The 16,602-nt window shown below is 54.3% G+C and carries 16 protein-coding genes; 5 read left to right on the forward strand and 11 right to left on the reverse strand.

All coding sequences use genetic code 11. The annotated features are described in order from the left end of the window. From HVE01_RS03290 to hemE, 5 genes are all read right to left on the reverse strand, one after another. On the reverse strand, positions 1 to 1,191 hold the full coding sequence (locus HVE01_RS03290; RefSeq protein ID WP_125752846.1) for an amino acid ABC transporter permease: 1,191 nt from the start codon (positions 1,189 to 1,191) through the stop codon (positions 1 to 3). Between the two features lie 91 nt (positions 1,192 to 1,282). Continuing rightward, on the reverse strand, positions 1,283 to 2,308 hold the full coding sequence (locus tag HVE01_RS03295; RefSeq protein WP_125752843.1) for an amino acid ABC transporter substrate-binding protein: 1,026 nt from the start codon (positions 2,306 to 2,308) through the stop codon (positions 1,283 to 1,285). A gap of 265 nt (positions 2,309 to 2,573) precedes the next feature. Further along, positions 2,574 to 3,584 carry an amino acid ABC transporter substrate-binding protein gene (locus HVE01_RS03300; RefSeq protein WP_125752840.1) on the reverse strand — a complete coding sequence of 337 codons (1,011 nt, stop codon included), beginning with the start codon at positions 3,582 to 3,584 and terminating at the stop codon, positions 2,574 to 2,576. A 90-nt stretch (positions 3,585 to 3,674) separates the two neighbouring features. Beyond that, on the reverse strand, positions 3,675 to 4,535 hold the full coding sequence (gene speE, locus HVE01_RS03305) for a polyamine aminopropyltransferase (protein ID WP_125752837.1): 861 nt from the start codon (positions 4,533 to 4,535) through the stop codon (positions 3,675 to 3,677). Beyond that, a complete protein-coding gene (gene hemE, locus HVE01_RS03310; protein WP_146942337.1) occupies positions 4,535 to 5,647 on the reverse strand; it encodes a uroporphyrinogen decarboxylase in 1,113 nt (370 codons plus the stop codon). Before hemE ends, speE begins: the two co-directional genes overlap by 1 nt. A gap of 230 nt (positions 5,648 to 5,877) precedes the next feature. Between hemE and ribA the strand changes: the two genes are divergently transcribed. The 3 genes from ribA to HVE01_RS03325 all read left to right on the forward strand — a co-directional run bounded on the left by ribA (position 5,878) and on the right by HVE01_RS03325 (position 8,392). Next, on the forward strand, positions 5,878 to 6,513 hold the full coding sequence (gene ribA, locus HVE01_RS03315) for a GTP cyclohydrolase II (protein ID WP_030071109.1): 636 nt from the start codon (positions 5,878 to 5,880) through the stop codon (positions 6,511 to 6,513). A gap of 226 nt (positions 6,514 to 6,739) precedes the next feature. Continuing rightward, complete coding sequence (gene fmdA / locus HVE01_RS03320; protein ID WP_089040306.1) at positions 6,740 to 7,969, forward strand: formamidase; 1,230 nt, start codon at positions 6,740 to 6,742, stop codon at positions 7,967 to 7,969. Between the two features lie 90 nt (positions 7,970 to 8,059). Then, positions 8,060 to 8,392, forward strand: coding sequence for an FmdB family zinc ribbon protein (locus tag HVE01_RS03325; protein ID WP_146942339.1), 333 nt, complete (start codon positions 8,060 to 8,062; stop codon positions 8,390 to 8,392). A gap of 83 nt (positions 8,393 to 8,475) precedes the next feature. Here the strand turns inward: HVE01_RS03325 and HVE01_RS03330 are convergent, their stop codons facing one another. The 5 genes from HVE01_RS03330 to HVE01_RS03350 form a co-directional block, all read right to left on the reverse strand. Beyond that, positions 8,476 to 9,096: a glutathione S-transferase family protein gene (locus HVE01_RS03330; protein WP_146942341.1), complete on the reverse strand. Its 621-nt coding sequence runs from the start codon at positions 9,094 to 9,096 to the stop codon at positions 8,476 to 8,478. 62 nt (positions 9,097 to 9,158) lie between these two features. After that, on the reverse strand, positions 9,159 to 9,920 hold the full coding sequence (gene djlA, locus HVE01_RS03335) for a co-chaperone DjlA (protein WP_146942343.1): 762 nt from the start codon (positions 9,918 to 9,920) through the stop codon (positions 9,159 to 9,161). Positions 9,921 to 9,949: 29 nt separating this feature from the next. Further along, positions 9,950 to 11,875: a 1-deoxy-D-xylulose-5-phosphate synthase gene (gene dxs / locus HVE01_RS03340; protein ID WP_125752820.1), complete on the reverse strand. Its 1,926-nt coding sequence runs from the start codon at positions 11,873 to 11,875 to the stop codon at positions 9,950 to 9,952. Positions 11,876 to 11,904: 29 nt separating this feature from the next. Then, a complete protein-coding gene (ispA, locus tag HVE01_RS03345) occupies positions 11,905 to 12,801 on the reverse strand; it encodes a (2E,6E)-farnesyl diphosphate synthase (RefSeq protein WP_146942345.1) in 897 nt (298 codons plus the stop codon). Then, a complete protein-coding gene (locus HVE01_RS03350; protein ID WP_146942347.1) occupies positions 12,795 to 13,091 on the reverse strand; it encodes an exodeoxyribonuclease VII small subunit in 297 nt (98 codons plus the stop codon). The genes ispA and HVE01_RS03350 overlap by 7 nt, the downstream gene beginning before the upstream one ends. A 283-nt stretch (positions 13,092 to 13,374) precedes the next feature. Here HVE01_RS03350 and serA point away from each other — a divergent pair, with 283 nt between their 5' ends. Next, positions 13,375 to 14,619 carry a phosphoglycerate dehydrogenase gene (gene serA, locus HVE01_RS03355; protein ID WP_125752810.1) on the forward strand — a complete coding sequence of 415 codons (1,245 nt, stop codon included), beginning with the start codon at positions 13,375 to 13,377 and terminating at the stop codon, positions 14,617 to 14,619. A gap of 73 nt (positions 14,620 to 14,692) precedes the next feature. Here the strand turns inward: serA and HVE01_RS03360 are convergent, their stop codons facing one another. Further along, positions 14,693 to 15,382, reverse strand: a complete 690-nt coding sequence (locus HVE01_RS03360) for a pirin family protein (protein WP_146942349.1) — start codon at positions 15,380 to 15,382, stop codon at positions 14,693 to 14,695. Between the two features lie 223 nt (positions 15,383 to 15,605). On the opposite strand from HVE01_RS03360, the gene trhO reads away from it, so the two are divergent. Beyond that, on the forward strand, positions 15,606 to 16,565 hold the full coding sequence (trhO, locus tag HVE01_RS03365) for an oxygen-dependent tRNA uridine(34) hydroxylase TrhO (protein WP_146942351.1): 960 nt from the start codon (positions 15,606 to 15,608) through the stop codon (positions 16,563 to 16,565). The last annotated feature ends 37 nt before the right edge of the window (positions 16,566 to 16,602 follow it).

Here is a 16,602-nt window from a genome sequence, read left to right on the forward strand (position 1 = left end):
CTAGCGTTCAACCAGTGCCACTCGGGCGTTGAACCAGTTCATAAACATGGACACCAGCAGGCTGATGGTTAGGTAGACCGCCATGGTCATCGCAATAACCTCAATGGCTTGGCCGGTCTGGTTCAGCGTGGTACCTGCAAATACCGAGACAAGGTCGGGATAACCGATGGCGGTTGCCAGCGACGAGTTCTTAATCAAGTTCAAGTACTGGCTGGTTAGCGGTGGAATAATGACGCGCAGTGCCTGAGGAATAACCACCAGACGAAGTACCAAGTTGCGTGGCAGGCTTAGCGCCTGGGCGGCTTCTGTTTGCCCGTGCGAAATTGCCTGAATACCAGAGCGGACAATTTCGGCAATAAAGGAGGCGGTATAAATCGACAGTGCCAGCCAAAGTGCGAGGAACTCAGGGATCACCGTAATACCGCCACGGAAATTAAAGCCGCGTAGTTCCGGCATTTCCCAGGTAACCGGCACGCCAGTAGCAACGAGCACTAATAGCGGTAAGCCAAAAATCAGCACAAATGATATCCAGTAAGCCGGCAGGCGTTTACCGGTGGCTTCGTGGCGACGCTTGTTCCATATCACCAGGGCAATACTGGCAACAATGGCGATAAGGAAGGTAAGCGGGATCAAGCCAAAGCCAGACTCAAACAGCGGTTGGGGTAAATACAGTCCGCGTACGTTGAGAAAGATGACTTCACCAAATGCCAGGCTATCTCTGGCGCTTGGCATCGTGCGTAATACCGCAAAGTACCAGAAGAATATTTGCAGTAGCAGCGGGATATTGCGGAAAGTTTCGATATAGGCAGTGGCTAAGCGCGCTAGCAGCCAGTTAGGCGACAGGCGGGCGATGCCCACAATAAAGCCAATGATGGTCGCGGCCAATACCCCTAGGCCACCCACCAGCAACGTATTCAGTAAGCCGACCAAGAAGGTGCGGCCATAAGTGCTTTGAGATGAGTAGTCGATCAGACTCTGCACAATCCCAAAACCTGCGGTGTTGCCCAAGAAACCAAACCCGGTGGTGATACCACGTGCGGATAAGTTGTCTTGGACATTACCGACAATGTAGAACAAAAAGGCTGCCACAGCGGCGACGAGGAGTAGCTGGAAAATAAGCGCACGTTTGGCGCGATCTCGCCAAAACGGCGGCTTGTGGCCAGCGGGACGAGTGTTAGGACTTACGGACATGGAAGGCGTCTCCGCGATACGGACGGTCAATCAAATGGCCCGCCGATGCCCTTGGAAGCATGGAGCGGCGGGCCGGGGTCAAACGAGACGCTTAGCGAATCGGCGGTGCGTACTGGAAGCCACCTTGGTTCCAGAGGGCGTTAACACCACGTTCAATTTCAAGTGGAGAGCCCATGCCGACGTTGCGCTCAAAGCTTTCGCCGTAGTTACCGACTTGGCTGAGGATGTTGTAGGCCCAGTCGGCTTCTAAGCCCATGCCTTCACCATAGTTGCCATCTTGGCCAAGTAGGCGGGCAACATCAGGATTCTCAGAGTTGAGCATCTCTTCGGCATTTTCACTGGTGACGCCATACTCTTCGCCGTTAATCATGGCGAATAGCGACCACTTCACGATGTTAAACCATACATCGTCGCCTTGACGTACAACAGGGCCCAGAGGCTCTTTGGAAATAATGTCGGGTAGAATGACCGCGCTGTCCGGGTCATCTAGCTGAATACGCAGTGCCGCCAGCTGAGAGGTATCCGAGGTCAATACATCACAGCGCCCAGACTGGAAGCCGCCCACGGTTTGTTCAGAGGTATCAAATACAATGGGGTCGAACTGCATATCGTTGGCGCGGAAGTAGTCGGCTACGTTGAGTTCGGTCGTGGTGCCAGACTGAATACAAATAGCGGCACCATCCAATTCGCTGGCACCACTAAGCCCCAGATCGCGGTTAACTAGGAAGCCGATACCGTCGTAAAAGGTCACGCCAGTGAAGTTAAGGCCCAGGGTAGTGTCACGAGTGGTGGTCCAAGTGGTATTACGTGATAGTACATCGACTTCGCCAGACTGAAGGGCTGTAAAGCGCTCTACGGCGTTCAGGGAAATATAGTTCACCGCATCAGCATCACCGAGAACGGCGGCGGCAACGGCACGACATACATCAACGTCGAGTCCTTGCCAGTTACCTTCATCGTCCGGGGCAGAAAAACCTGGCAGGCCATCGCTGACGCCGCACTGAACAGCGCCGCGTTCCTTCGTGTCTGCTAACGTATCAGCCTGAGCAGTGGCGACACCGGCCAGCGTGATAGCACCCGCGGAGGCCAGCAGTACCAAGTGTTTCTTATTCATCATGGTCTTTCCCCTTACTCGATTTAATGTCGTTATGCATGCAGATGCATGACACTAAAAGCTAGCAAGGAAGGTGCCAGAAAGGATATGTCGTCAAATTCAGCGCTTTTCAACGCAAAATCCCTGCTGTATACGAAAGTATTGGTGCAAAAAGAAACATTAGCGACTAGTGATTGCTCTATTTTAATGCGTAGTCGCTAATGTGACTGCTAGCTTAAAAAAAGGTAGCTCAGCGTTATGAATTAACGAGCTTAAAGGATGAACAAGATTAACGAATAGGCGGTGCGTATTGAATGCCACCATCTTTCCACAAGGCGTTTAAGCCTCTGGCAATCTTGAAGTCGGAGTCGGCACCAACGTTTCTATCAAAGATATCGGCATAGTTACCCACCTGCTTGATGATTTGGTATGCCCAGTCAGAATTGATACCCATTGGCTCGCCGAAGTCACCATCTTGGCCAAGCAAGCGCATGACATCAGGGTTTTCCGAATTAAGCTGTTCATCTACGTTAGCTTGTGTAATGCCCAGTTCTTCCGCATTTAGCATGGCAAACAGCGACCACTTCACAAGATTGAACCATTGGTCATCATTTTGACGAACGGCTGGGCCCAGCGGCTCTTTCGAAATAATTTCAGGGAGCACGACCGCCATGTCGGGATCAGCAAGCTGCATCCGCTGGGCATACAGTTGGGAAGCGTCAGAGCTTAAAACATCGCAGCGGCCCGCTTCAAAGCCGGCAATCGACTGCTCGGGCGCATCAAAAACGACAGCATCATAAGTCATGCCGTTGATGCGGAAGTAATCAGAAAGATTGAGTTCGCTGGTGGTGCCAGACTGGGTGCAAACTGCTGCGCCATCAAGCTCTTTGGCGCTTTGCACGCCTAGATCGCTGGCCACCATAAAGGCTTGGCCATCGTAGTAACTCACGCCGGTAAAATTCATCCCCATTGTTGTGTCACGGCTTGAGGTCCAAGTTGTGGTGCGTGATAGTACATCGACTTCGCCAGACTGCAGCGCGGTAAAACGCTCTACTGAGTCGAGTGGCACGAAATCTACTTTTGTCGCGTCGCCAAGCGCCGCGGCGGCAATAGCACGGCACACATCGGTATCCAGGCCTCGGTATTGGTCGTCGTCATCTAATGACGAAAAGCCTGGCTGGGCAGCGTTAACGCCACAGCGCACGCTGTCGCGCTCCTGAACGGTTTCCAGCGTGCTGGCCATAGCCATCGCCGGTACTAAAACACCAATTCCTACTCCCAACCAACGAACGGTTTTCATTTGTTATTCCTTAACGTGAAAGGGCTAGTAAACGTAAGCATATAAAAAGCCGAGCAATGCTCGGCTTTTTGGCTATTCGCAGACGCACTGTTATGCGAAGGCTTTACGCATAAAAGGCGGCAGCGATAGTGCACCACGGTGAGCATCACTAGTGTAGTACTGTAGCGGCATTTGATGCTCAGCGGCAGCCTGTTCGCGGAAGCTTTCAACGCTGGTCGCTTTACCGGCCAACGTGACACTCCACCAGCCTGAAGGGTAAACCGGCTGGGGGAAGGGCAGTGTGGCTACGCTATCAAAGCCCGCTTCACGCATGTCGTTACGTAGTTCACGAATGATAGAGCCGCTGTGGTAAAGCGGTGATTCGCTCTGCTGCACCATCACGCCGCCGCTTTTAAGAATGCGGTGGCAGCGCTTCAAAAAGTCGGTTTTGAACAGGCCTTCTGCAGGGCCGACCGGGTCGGTAGAGTCGATGATCAGCACGTCGATGCTCTCGTCGGCTGCGTCGTCTACCCACTTCACACCATCCGCAAACAGCAGCTCGGCACGTGGGTCACCGTTAGCTTCTACTAGCGCGGGGAAGAAGCGCTCGGCGGCCTTTGTCACTTCCTCATCGATGTCGATTTGCGTGACTTTCTCAACGCCCGGATGACGCAGCACTTCCTTCAGCGTGCCGCAGTCGCCACCGCCAATAATCACTACCCGCTTGGGATCTTGATGAGTGAACAACGCCGGGTGGGCAATCATTTCGTGGTAGAGGAAGTTGTCGCGATCGGTCAGCATCACGCAGCCATCCAGCACCATCAGGTTGCCGTAGGTCTCGGTGGCGTACACTTCTAAGTGCTGGTAGGGGCTTTGCACATCCAGCAGCTTCTCAGTGACTTTCAGCGAGAAAGCGCTGCCGTGGCTATCAAATACTTCGGTAAACCACTGGTCGTCGCGTAAATCGCTCATTACTTTGCTCCTGGGCACGGGGCGTCTGTTTGGGTAGAAATGCTTTGATGATACTGCGGGCTTAAATCGTGCAGCGCCTCCATAAAGGCGGTGACGTGATCCGGATTAGTGAACTGGCTGATGCCATGGCCCAAGTTAAAGACGTGGCCAGGACCGTGCCCATAGCTTTCCAACACCCGTGCGACTTCCGCGCGGATGGCAGAAGGACGTGCGAACAACACATTAGGGTCGAGGTTGCCTTGCAGCGCTACTTTATGGCCTACCCGTGCGCGGGCGTCGGAAAGTTCGGTGGACCAATCGATACCTAGCGCATCGGCTCCGGCACAGGCGATGTGCTCCAGCCATTGGCCGCCGTTCTTGGTAAACAGAATAACCGGCACATGGCGACCATCGTGCTCACGAATCAGGCCAGAGACAATTTGCTCCATGTAGCGCAGTGAAAATTCCAGGTAGGCGGGGGTTGAAAGTGCACCGCCCCAGGTATCAAAAATCTGTACTGCCTGAGCGCCGGCGCGAATCTGCGCGTTTAGGTAGTCGGTTACCGACTGCGCCAGGGTATCCAGCAATTGGTGCATGGTGTCTGGCGTATCGTAAAGCATGGTTTTCAGGTGGCGGAAATCTTTGCTAGAACCGCCTTCCACCATGTAGGTGGCTAGCGTCCAGGGGCTGCCCGAAAAGCCGATCAACGGCATGCGGCCGTTCAGCTCACGACGAATGGTCGATACGGCGCGCATCACATAATCGAGATCGCGCTCGGCGTTGGGCACCGTTAACGCTGCAACCTCTTCTGGAGTGCGCACGGTTTTTCTGAATTTCGGGCCTTCACCGGTTTCGAAATAAAGCCCTAGCCCCATCGCATCTGGGATGGTGAGGATGTCGGAGAATAGAATGGCGGCATCTAGTGGGTAACGCTCAAGGGGCTGTAGCGTTACTTCACAAGCTAGGTCATGGTTGCGACACAGATCCATAAAACTGCCCGCATCGGCGCGACTGGCGCGATATTCTGGCAGGTATCGGCCTGCTTGGCGCATCATCCACACCGGAGTGCGGTCGACGGGCTGGCGAGCCAGCGCGCGAAGAAAACGGTCGTTTTGCAAAGGTGTGGTGGTCATAAACACTTGCTCTTGAGAAGTTTGCCCGCATTGTAAGGGAGTCATTGTACTTGAAGATAACGGTACTTGAAGATAACTGTGTCTGAAGGCGGCAATTGTACTGAAAAACGTACTTAAAAACGCCTCTCCCTGTTGAGACCGTGAGGCTACCGCTGCTTCCTGGTAGAATGTTTTCTTATTTTTCCAACACCGGTGTGGTTAGCTGGTTTGGTTAATCGACGAGGTAACCTGTGACCATTCGCTTCATTGCCGCTTCCCGGCTGCCCACCCCTTGGGCCACATTCACCATGCACGGCTTCGAAGACGAAGCCACGGGTAAAGACCATATCGCCTTAACGCTAGGTGATGTGAGCGGCGGCGAGCCAGTACTGGGGCGCGTGCATTCTGAATGTTTAACCGGCGATGCGCTGTTTTCCATGCGCTGCGACTGCGGCTATCAGCTACAAGAAGCGCTCAAGCGAATTGCCGAAGAAGGTCGTGGCGTGCTGTTCTACCTGCGCCAGGAGGGGCGAGGTATTGGGCTGCTGAATAAAATCCGCGCTTATCATCTGCAAGACCAAGGTGCAGACACGGTTGAAGCCAATGAGCAACTCGGTTTTGGTGCGGACATGCGTCGCTACGACCTGTGTGTGCCGATGCTTAACCACTTGGGTATCACGGCATTAAAACTGATGACCAACAACCCTCGTAAGGTAGATGCCTTAACCCGGGATGGTGTGAACGTGGTTGAGCGCCTGCCAATTACCACCGGCCTGAATCCCCATAATGAGCACTATCTCTCCACCAAAGCGGGCAAGCTTGGTCATATGATGGCGCTGGACGATTTTACCCAAGCCAGCGACGTCGATATCGAACGTAAAGGGTGACTAAGCCCTTTTGTCACCCTATTGAACCGCTCTTCTGTCTGAATGCTTCTAACGCCCGCTCTCCTGAGTATTTGTTGAGCAGATACTCGGCTGAGTTTAGTTAAGGCTGCGTAATAATCGAGATGTAATTAGCTTATAACTGCCTGAGTGACTATTTTGCATAGTGGGGTAGGGGAAACGATCTTCTCTACGCTGACTATCCTACGTTACGTGACAGAGGTTTGTTATGGCTGAAACAATTATTAAAATTGACCTTAAACAATCACCTTACGAGAACGAACAGATCCATAATCGCTGGCATCCCGATATACCCATGGCCTGCATGGTAAAGCCTGGCGACGACTTTATCGTTGAGTGTCATGACTGGACTGGCGGGCAAATTCATAACAATGACAGCGCCGACGATGTACGCGATGTTGACTTAACCCAGGTTCACTTTTTATCAGGTCCCGTAGGGGTTGAAGGTGCTGAGCCTGGCGATTTGTTGGTAGTCGATATTCTTGATATTGGTACCTTTGAGGAGAGTCAGTGGGGGTTCAATGGCTTTTTTTCTAAACAGAATGGCGGTGGTTTTTTAACCGAGCACTTCCCAGAGGCACAAAAGTCGATCTGGGACTTTAATGGCATGTTCACTAAATCCCGACATATTCCTGGTGTCGAGTTTGCTGGTTTAATCCACCCGGGCTTGATTGGTTGCCTACCGTCAAAAGAGATGTTGGCTGAATGGAATAAGCGGGAAAAGGCACTTTACGATACCGAGCCTGACCGTATCCCCCAGTTAGCCGCGCTTCCCTACGCCGATACGGCGCATATGGGTAAATTGTCAGGCACTGCAAAGCAACAAGCTGCCGCTGAAGGCGCGCGAACAGTACCGCCCCGTGAGCATGGTGGTAATTGTGATATCAAAGACTTATCGCGTGGGTCGACAATTTATTTTCCTGTTTACGTTAAAGATGGTGGTTTGTCGGTAGGCGACCTGCACTTTAGCCAAGGTGATGGGGAAATCACCTTTTGCGGTGCTATTGAGATGGCGGGCTGGATCCACTTGCGGGTTAACCTGATCAAAGGTGGAATGGAGAAGTACGCCATCAAGAACCCTATTTTCAAGCCAAGCCCTATCACGCCGAAATACGATGATTACCTAATCTTTGAAGGGGTATCGGTCGACGAACAAGGTAAACAGCACTACCTGGATGTGCATGTGGCTTATCGTCAGGCCGTTCTCAATGCCATCGAATATCTCAAAAAGTTTGGTTACACCGGTGCTCAAGCTTACTCGCTGCTAGGCTGCGCCCCCGTACAAGGGCATATCAGTGGCGTTGTCGATATTCCCAATGCTTGCGCAACACTTTGGCTGCCAACGGATATTTTTGATATTGATGTGAAGCCGAATGCCAATGGGCCTGGAGCGCAAGTCGCCCAGGGGGCTGATCTGCCGCTCTCCAAGGATAAGTAGAGCGCCTAGCTATAGCTGCATTGAGAAAGGCAGCGACACGTCAGTATCGCTGCCTGTTAAAAGGGATGCTAACAATAAGGAGAAAGTGGTATGCCTCTCTATGACTATAAATGTGCTACCCATGGCTTATTCCACGAACTGGTTCCACTGAGCGAGGTAGGTGATGCTTGCGCTTGCCCAACTTGTGGCACGTTGTCACCACGAGTACTGCTGGTCGCCCCTCAGTTATTAACAATGGACCCAACACGGCGTAGTGCCTTTGCGCGGAATGAAAAAGCCGCACACGAGCCCAGGCATGGCAACCAGCAGAGTGAGCGCGAAAAAGGCTGTTGCCATCAAGCGCATCATAAGCCCCAAGTATTTTATACGGCGGAAGGTAATAAAATGTTCCCTTCCGCACGTCCTTGGATGATAAGTCATTAAGCGTTAGGTCACTTTGCCCGCGCTATCCACGCCAGCGGTGTCGACAGCGAGTGCCTGGGTAGCGTCATTTGTGGCTAAAAATACTAAGCCGCTGCCGCTTGCTCTTTTTCCATGGCACGGGCTAGCGCCGGGCGCTCAGCGTGACGTGCACGGTAGACCGCTAGGGGTTCAGGCAGCCGGTGTTTCATGCTGGCTGCCCACGTTAGCGTATGAGTAAGGAAGAGATCCGCCAGGGTAAATGTCTCGCCGACTAACGTCTCCTGGCCCTGGTAACGGCGTTCTAGTGCTAGCAGTGCCCGCTGAAATTCCCAGGCGGCGGTGGGCAAGACTGAAGGCACGCGCTTATCTTGGGGGAGGGCAAATTTATGCTTGGCCTGAAGCCACAGCGGTTGCTCGATTTCGGTGACGATAAAGCTTAGCCACTGGTCGACCTGCGCTCGCTCAGCGACGCTTTCTGGCAGAAGGCTGCCATCACCGTATTGCTCGGCTAGATAACGGCAGATAGGTGCCGATTCAAACAGCGTTAGCTCGCCATCTTCAATCACTGGCACCTTGCCATCTGGATGGCGGGCTAGGTGCTCAGCAGTTTGTCCTTCGCCTCTATCCAATGCGACATGTTGGCAGCGGTACTCCAGGCCAAGTTCTTCAAGTGTCCAGGTAACCCGCAGCGAGCGAGAGTTCGGAAAACTATAGTTCGTTATCATTAGGCGGCTCCTAAGCAGCGCGGTGAGTTTTTACTCTAGCGAGTGCTTAGAAACCTGTCGAGCTACCGGTCTCGGGCGCTACGGATGCGTTCGTATGCGTTGCCAATTTCGCTGGTGCGCGCCTGGGCCACTTCACGCATGCTTTCAGGCAGCCCTTTGCCTGCGAGCTTATCGGGGTGGTTTTGGCTCATCAGGCGGCGGTACGCTTTCTTAATCTCGGCGTCGCTGGCATCTTCACTCACGCCCAGTACTTGATAGGCGTCTTTCAATGCCTCTTCGCTGGAGCCCTGCGAATTCGCGGCGGCACCGTGAAGCATGGCTTCAATCTGCTGAACTTCCGCTTCACTACAGCCAACCCCACGGGCCACGCGCAAAACCATCTCGTGCTCGGCAGGATGCAGCACGCCGTCGGCCGCAATGGCGGTTAACTGAACCTGCAAAAACACTTGGCGTAAAACCGGTTGGCGCTGGGTCAATCGGTTAACGTTCGCCAGCTCTGCATCGAGGTCAAAGCCGTCGGCGCGTCCGCGCTCGAAGGCCGCTCGCGCCTTGGCACGCTGTTCGCCCTGAAGGTGCATTTGGTCGAACAGTTTTTCGGCCACGCCCAGCTCGCCATCGGTGACTTTACCGTCGGCTTGGCACAAGCAACCCATTACCGAGAAGATCGACTCTAAAAAGCCTTCTTGGATTTGTGTGCGGGCAGCGTTTAAGCGGCGGCTAATGCGTCGCCCTAGCCACCAGCCCAGCCCACCACCGACCAGCAGGCCAATGGGGCCGCCGGTAGCAAGGCCAATCAGGCCAAACAAAATAATCAAAAATAGCATGGTGTTCTCAGCCGTTGAAAAGTGAAAAGTTACGGGAGACGAGCGCGAATAGCGCGCTCGATACCGTCGGCATCCAGACCGCAGTCACGTAGCAACTCTGCGGGGGTGCCGTGCTCAACAAAGGTGTCAGGTAGGCCTAAATTGAGCACCTCGATTTGTACCCCTTCCGCGTGCAGTAGCTCGTTCACAGCGCTGCCTGCACCACCGGCGATCACATTCTCTTCCAGAGTGACCAGCAGCTCATGTTCATCGGCGGCATGCAGCACGGTGTCCCGGTCCAGTGGCTTGATAGAGCGCATATTGATATGCGTTGCGTCGAGCTTTTCGGCAACCTCTGCGGCCGCGCCGTTGACGCTACCAAACGCCAGCAATGCAATGCGCACACCTTCAGTTCCAGCGTCGCGGCGTAGCTGTGCTTGGCCAATAGGTAGTGGCTCTAAGTGCTCAGGAATAGCTGCGCCAGGGCCTGTACCACGCGGGTAACGAACCGCTGCTGGGCCTGGGTGATGATAAGCGGCGCTAAGCATGGCGCGGCACTCTGCTTCATCAGCAGGGGCTAGAATCACCATGCCCGGAATGCAGCGTAAAAAAGACAAATCCATGCTGCCGTGGTGCGTTGGCCCGTCTTCACCCACAAGGCCTGCGCGGTCAATCGCAAAGGTTACGTCTAGATTCTGGACGGCAACATCGTGAATAAGTTGGTCGTAGCCACGCTGTAAGAACGTGGAATAGATCGCCACAACAGGCTTCATGCCCTCGCAGGCCATGCCCGCAGCGAGCGTCACGGCATGCTGTTCGGCGATCGCGACATCAAAATAGCGCTCGGGATACTGCTGGGAGAAGCGAATTAAATCCGAGCCTTCGCCCATCGCGGGGGTTATTCCCATCAGCCGTGAATCCGCGGCTGCCATATCGCACAGCCAGTCGCCGAACACGTTGCAGTACTTTTTCTTAGCCGGGGCCTTGGGCGCTGCCGTGGGCTTCACCAGTGGCGCATTAGCGGTGGCACTGGGCTTTTCTAGCTTAGTGATGGCGTGATAGCCAATCTGATCCGCTTCGGCGGGCAGAAAACCTTTACCCTTGACGGTTTTGATATGCAGAAATTGAGGGCCGTCCAGGTCGCGCAGGTTGCGCAACGTTTCGGTGAGCGCCTCAAGGTCGTGGCCATCGATCGGGCCGATGTAGTGAAAGCCCATTTCTTCAAATAGCGTAGCAGGACTCACCATGCCCTTCATATGCTCTTCGGTGCGCTTGGCAAGTTCGAGTGCGCCCGGCAGATGGGAGAGCACTTTTTTGCCTTCTTCACGCATCTTCAGGAAAGGCTGGCTAGACAGCACACGGGCTAGATAGGTCGCGATGCCGCCCACATTTTCCGAGATCGACATCTCATTATCGTTCAGCACCACTAGCATATTGGCGTTAACGTGGCCTGCATGGGCCAGTGCTTCAAACGCCATTCCCGCAGTGAGTGCGCCATCGCCGATAATGGCGCACACACGACGCGGGTCGTTTTGCGCCTGGGCGGCTAAGGCCATCCCCAGGGCGGCTGAGATCGACGTGCTAGAGTGGCCTACACCAAAGGTGTCGTAATCGGACTCTGCGCGGCGGGGAAAGGCTGCTAGTCCGCCATGCTGGCGAATGCTGAGCATCGCTTCGCGTCGCCCAGTTAAAATCTTATGTGGGTAGGCTTGGTGGCCTACGTCCCACACCAAGCGGTCTTTGGGCGTATGAAAGGCGTGGTGTAGCGCTACGGTCAGTTCCACAACGCCCAGGCCTGCACCGAAGTGGCCGCCTGTCACACCCACGCTGTATAGCAAATAGGCACGTAGTTCGTCAGCCAACTGGGCAAGCTGCTTAGCATTCATGGCCCGCAGCGCAGCGGGATGATCAAAAGAGTCGAGCAGCGGCGTTGCCGGGCGCTCGCGGGGAATCTCGTCGAACAGCTTCATAGGCATGTTTTCATGGACAGGGTCATGGACATCGTTTAGTGGTCGCGCTCGATCATATAGTGGGCAAGATCGGCCAGTGGCGCGCCTTGTTCGCCAAGCGGGGCGAGGGCGGCAATGGCCTCTTCAATCAGCATATTTGCTTTGCGCTGTGCGCCGGAAAGTCCCAGTAAGCTGGGGTAGGTCGGCTTGGCACGTGCAGCATCAGCGCCAGAGATTTTACCTAGGGTGACGGTATCGCCCGTCACATCAAGGACATCATCATGAATCTGGAAGGCTAGACCAATGGCGCGGGCGTAGCGAATTAGCGCGGTCAGCCGGGGGGCGTTTTCATCCACCGCGACTAAGCCGCCTAAGCGCACGGCGGCCACAATCAGCGCGCCGGTTTTGTGGGCATGCATATGTGCTAAGGCATCCACGTCCGGGTGGCCACCGACGGCGGCTAAGTCGAGCGCCTGACCTGCGACCATTCCGGCCCGGCCAGAGGCAACAGCCAGCGTGGTGACCATGCTGCCAAGCCGTGGATGGGGCTGGCTGGCAAGTACTTCAAAGGCCAGTGCTTGCAGCGCATCGCCGGCTAAAATCGCGGTAGCTTCATCGAACGCTTTATGCACCGTGGGTTGGCCGCGACGCAGGTCGTCATCGTCCATAGCTGGCAGATCGTCATGAATCAATGAGTACGCATGAATCAGCTCAATGGCTGCTGCAGGGGCATCCAGCGCGTCTTCCGGCGCTCCTAGCGCGCTACCTGCGAGGTAGACCAGCAGTGGCCGCAAACGTTTGCCACCTACTAATAAACCGTGACGCATAGCGGCTTCAAGGCGTGGCGCGATGGCTGTTTGGGAGTCAAACAAGGCTGAAAGGGTGGCATCCACCCGTGTGTTACTCGCATGGCGCAGCGTCGCCAGTTGAGAAGCATTAGCTGTTGTTACCATGGCGGCGTTTCCTCGCTGTCGTTGCCGTGATCTGTGGCATTGTCCGTTTCTGGAACCGTCGCGAAAGAGGTAATGTCAAGCTTACCATCGCGGTCTTCACTTAGTGCGCGAACTTTTAGTTCGGCGTTGTTGAGCCGCTGCTGGGCTTCACGTGTGAGTCGCACGCCTTGCTCAAACGCGGTCAGAGCGTTCTCCAATGAGAGTTCGCCGGATTCAAGGCGTTCCACAATGGTTTCAAGCTGCGAAACCGTTGCGGCGAAATCTTGCGCTGGTGGAGTATTATCGCTCATTGGGTAAGGCCTACTATTTTGCTGGCGCCCTGACGCTGATTAAGGGCGGCGAATGTGGCTATAGCCGTGTTATCAAAAAATAAACGCCCAGTATACACCGAGCTAAGGGGGTGGCGTCTGCCCTCATACTGGGTCAATTCTGCTACTTGCGTCTGGTTCATCTTGTAAACGCACACTTTTCATCATCTCAAGACGCCGAGAGCGGCTGTGGTTGTGCTACCATATGCGCCTCCCGTGAACCGATACACGGCGCATGCCGCCGACCATAGAGGTTGATTCAGCCATGGCCAAAACGTCCCTGGACAAGAGCAAGATCAAGATCCTGCTGCTCGAGGGCGTCCACCAAAGCGCGGTGGACAATTTTCACAACGCAGGTTACGAGAACATCGAGCACCTGCCGACATCGCTAGATGAGGCGTCGCTGATCGAAAAGATTCGCGATGTGCACTTCATCGGCATTCGTTCGCGTACGCAGCTCAATGAGCGCGTATTTGACGCGGCAGAAAAGCTGGTGGGCGTTGGCTGTTTCTGTATCGGCACGAACCAAGTTGATTTAACGGCAGCCCTTAAGCGCGGTATCGCGGTATTTAACGCGCCATACTCGAATACCCGCTCGGTTGCAGAACTGGTACTGGCGGAAGCCATCATGCTGCTACGTGGTATCCCCGAGAAGAATGCTCGCGCCCACCAGGGTGGCTGGCTGAAATCGGCGAAAAACTCCCACGAAGCGCGGGGCAAAACCCTGGGTATCGTTGGTTACGGTAGCATCGGTGCGCAGCTTTCCGTGCTGGCAGAATCGCTTGGTTTCAACGTTATCTATTACGATGTGATCACCAAGCTAGGTATGGGTAACGCGAATCAGGTAGCGAGTCTGGAGCAACTGTTAGCACGCTCTGACGTGGTCAGCCTGCACGTTCCTGACTTGCCTGCTACGCGCTGGATGATTGGCGAGAAAGAGATCGCAACCATGAAGCAGGGCGCCATTCTGATTAACGCAGCCCGTGGTAGCGTTGTTGAGATTGAGCCTCTGGCCGAGGCGATTAAAGCGGGCAAGCTTAACGGCGCCGCCATTGATGTCTTCCCGGTAGAACCGAAGGGCAACGATGAAGAGTTCCAAAGCCCGTTGCGCGGCCTGGATAACGTGATTTTAACCCCTCATATCGGTGGTTCTACCCTGGAAGCTCAGGAGAATATCGGTATTGAGGTGGCTGAAAAGCTGATTACTTATTCGGATAATGGCACCACGGTTACCTCTGTTAACTTCCCCGAAGTAGCGCTGCCCGCTCACCCGGATAAGCATCGTCTGTTGCATATTCATGACAACGTGCCGGGCGTGTTATCGCAAATTAACCGCGTACTGTCTGAAAACGGCATCAACATTTCAGGCCAGTACCTGCAAACCAATGACAAAGTCGGCTACGTGGTCATTGATGTCGATAAAGCCTACGGCCCACAGGCCCTAGAAGCACTGAAGAAAGTTGAGCATACGCTGAAAATTCGCGTGCTGTACTCGGCGCATAACGGTTAACCACTGCTGTCAGCGTGATCATCTAAAACGGCCCCTTCTTGGGGCCGTTTTGCGTTTCAGGGCTGAGATTGCGCTAGGCTAGGTCAAACAACAGCACTTCGGCTGCTTGTCCGCCGGTTACGCTAAACGTCTCACCCGGTTGAAAGGCGGCGGCATCTCCAGAACCAAGGGCTTCGCCGTTAACGTCAATCGTGCCTTTTACCACATGCAACCAGGCATAGCGTGACGGTGGGGCAGCCGCTTGGTCGCCAGCGTCGAACAAGCCAGCGTAAAGATTTACGTCTTGGTTAACGCTCACCGAGCCTTCGCGACCATCTTGAGAAGCGACTAAGCGCCACTGTCCCTGGCGTTCAGAGGTTAGAAAGGCTTTCTGCTCATAACTAGGGGCAATGCCGCGTTTGGCAGGCTCAATCCAAATCTGCAGGAAATGCAGCCCGTTCTCGTTAGAATGATTAAATTCGCTGTGCAATACGCCAGTACCTGCGGACATACGCTGTACATCGCCTGGGCGCATGACTTCCCCATTACCCATATTATCGCGATGCTCCATTTCCCCTTCCAGCACATAGGAGATGATCTCCATATCCTGGTGAGGGTGGGCGCCAAAGCCATTGCCTGGGGCTACCCGATCTTCATTAATTACCCGCAGCGCGCGAAACCCCATATGATTAGGGTCCATATAGTTGGCGAACGAAAAGGTGTGAAAAGAACGCAACCAGCCGTGGTTGGCATAGCCTCGCTGGTTCGAACGACGGATGTGCATGGTGTTCTCCGAAAGCGTCGTAAGGAATAACGCCAATATACGCTCGCTCGACTGGCGCGTGGGGTGAAGCTTTTGAGAGGGTTAGATCGAATAAATCGACGATTGATCTACGCCCCCCTAGCCATCGTCAGGCAGAGCAGCACTTTGCCGGAATTATTTGCTAAACTATGCGCGTTTATTGACCCGGTCCGCCCTTTGCGAGGGCGACTACCAGGAGTATTCCATGACGGAAACCACCCAAATGCCGCCCATTGTGGTTGCGGCACTGTATAAGTTTGTCACTCTGAACGACTTTGAAGCCCTGCGTGAGCCACTGCGTCAGACAATGGTCGAGAACAGCGTTAAAGGCACGCTGCTGTTGGCGAAAGAAGGCATTAACGGCACCGTGGCGGGTACTCGCGAAGGTATTGATGCCTTGCTGGCTTGGCTGACCGCTGATCCTCGCTTAAGCGATATCGATCATAAAGAGTCCTACTGCGACGAAACGCCGTTTTACCGTACTAAGGTGAAACTGAAAAAAGAGATCGTCACCTTGGGCGTGCCGGGTATTGATCCCAACGATACCGTTGGAACCTACGTGGAGCCGGAAGACTGGAATGCCGTGATTTCCGATCCGGACGTGTTGGTGATTGATACCCGCAATGATTACGAAGTGGCGATTGGTAGCTTTGAGCGGGCGATTGACCCGAAAACGACCACCTTTCGTGAGTTTCCTGAGTATGTGCGTGAGCACTACAACCCAGAAAAGCACAAAAAAGTCGCGATGTTTTGTACCGGCGGTATCCGCTGTGAAAAGGCCTCTAGCTTTATGCTAAAAGAGGGCTTTGAAGAGGTCTATCATCTTAAAGGCGGTGTACTGAACTACCTCGAAAAGGTCCCGGAAGAGCAGTCTTTATGGCGTGGTGAGTGTTTTGTGTTTGATAACCGCGTCACCGTGCGCCACGACCTTAGCGAAGGCGAGCATGAGCAGTGCCACGCTTGCCGTATGCCTATTTCGCTTGAGGATATGCAGTCGTCGGCTTACGAGCCGGGCATCAGTTGCCCTCACTGCATCGACTCACTCCCCGAAAAAACCCGTGCTGCCGCCCGAGAGCGCCAACGCCAAATCGAGCTGGCAAAGGCGCGCGGTGAACCCCACCCCCTAGGCTATAACCAGCGCCAGGGCAACCGCGCAAATACATAACCCACGAGGCCTCCTGCTCTTCAGGAGGCCTCTTTGG

Origin of the sequence: Vreelandella venusta (assembly GCF_007989605.1) — a bacterium.
Lineage (GTDB): Bacteria > Pseudomonadota > Gammaproteobacteria > Pseudomonadales > Halomonadaceae > Vreelandella > Vreelandella venusta.

Excerpts from the sequence above, each read along its gene's own strand:
- HVE01_RS03290 (WP_125752846.1), bottom strand. The coding sequence starts at position 1,191 with ATGTCCGTAAGTCCTAACACTCGTCCCGCTGGCCACAAGCCGCCGTTT.
- HVE01_RS03295 (WP_125752843.1), bottom strand. The coding sequence starts at position 2,308 with ATGATGAATAAGAAACACTTGGTACTGCTGGCCTCCGCGGGTGCTATC.
- HVE01_RS03300 (WP_125752840.1), bottom strand. The coding sequence starts at position 3,584 with ATGAAAACCGTTCGTTGGTTGGGAGTAGGAATTGGTGTTTTAGTACCG.
- speE (WP_125752837.1), bottom strand. The coding sequence starts at position 4,535 with ATGAGCGATTTACGCGACGACCAGTGGTTTACCGAAGTATTTGATAGC.
- hemE (WP_146942337.1), bottom strand. The coding sequence starts at position 5,647 with ATGACCACCACACCTTTGCAAAACGACCGTTTTCTTCGCGCGCTGGCT.
- fmdA (WP_089040306.1), top strand. The coding sequence starts at position 6,740 with ATGGCTGAAACAATTATTAAAATTGACCTTAAACAATCACCTTACGAG.
- HVE01_RS03325 (WP_146942339.1), top strand. The coding sequence starts at position 8,060 with ATGCCTCTCTATGACTATAAATGTGCTACCCATGGCTTATTCCACGAA.
- HVE01_RS03330 (WP_146942341.1), bottom strand. The coding sequence starts at position 9,096 with ATGATAACGAACTATAGTTTTCCGAACTCTCGCTCGCTGCGGGTTACC.
- djlA (WP_146942343.1), bottom strand. The coding sequence starts at position 9,920 with ATGCTATTTTTGATTATTTTGTTTGGCCTGATTGGCCTTGCTACCGGC.
- dxs (WP_125752820.1), bottom strand. The coding sequence starts at position 11,875 with ATGCCTATGAAGCTGTTCGACGAGATTCCCCGCGAGCGCCCGGCAACG.
- ispA (WP_146942345.1), bottom strand. The coding sequence starts at position 12,801 with ATGGTAACAACAGCTAATGCTTCTCAACTGGCGACGCTGCGCCATGCG.
- HVE01_RS03350 (WP_146942347.1), bottom strand. The coding sequence starts at position 13,091 with ATGAGCGATAATACTCCACCAGCGCAAGATTTCGCCGCAACGGTTTCG.
- serA (WP_125752810.1), top strand. The coding sequence starts at position 13,375 with ATGGCCAAAACGTCCCTGGACAAGAGCAAGATCAAGATCCTGCTGCTC.
- HVE01_RS03360 (WP_146942349.1), bottom strand. The coding sequence starts at position 15,382 with ATGCACATCCGTCGTTCGAACCAGCGAGGCTATGCCAACCACGGCTGG.
- trhO (WP_146942351.1), top strand. The coding sequence starts at position 15,606 with ATGACGGAAACCACCCAAATGCCGCCCATTGTGGTTGCGGCACTGTAT.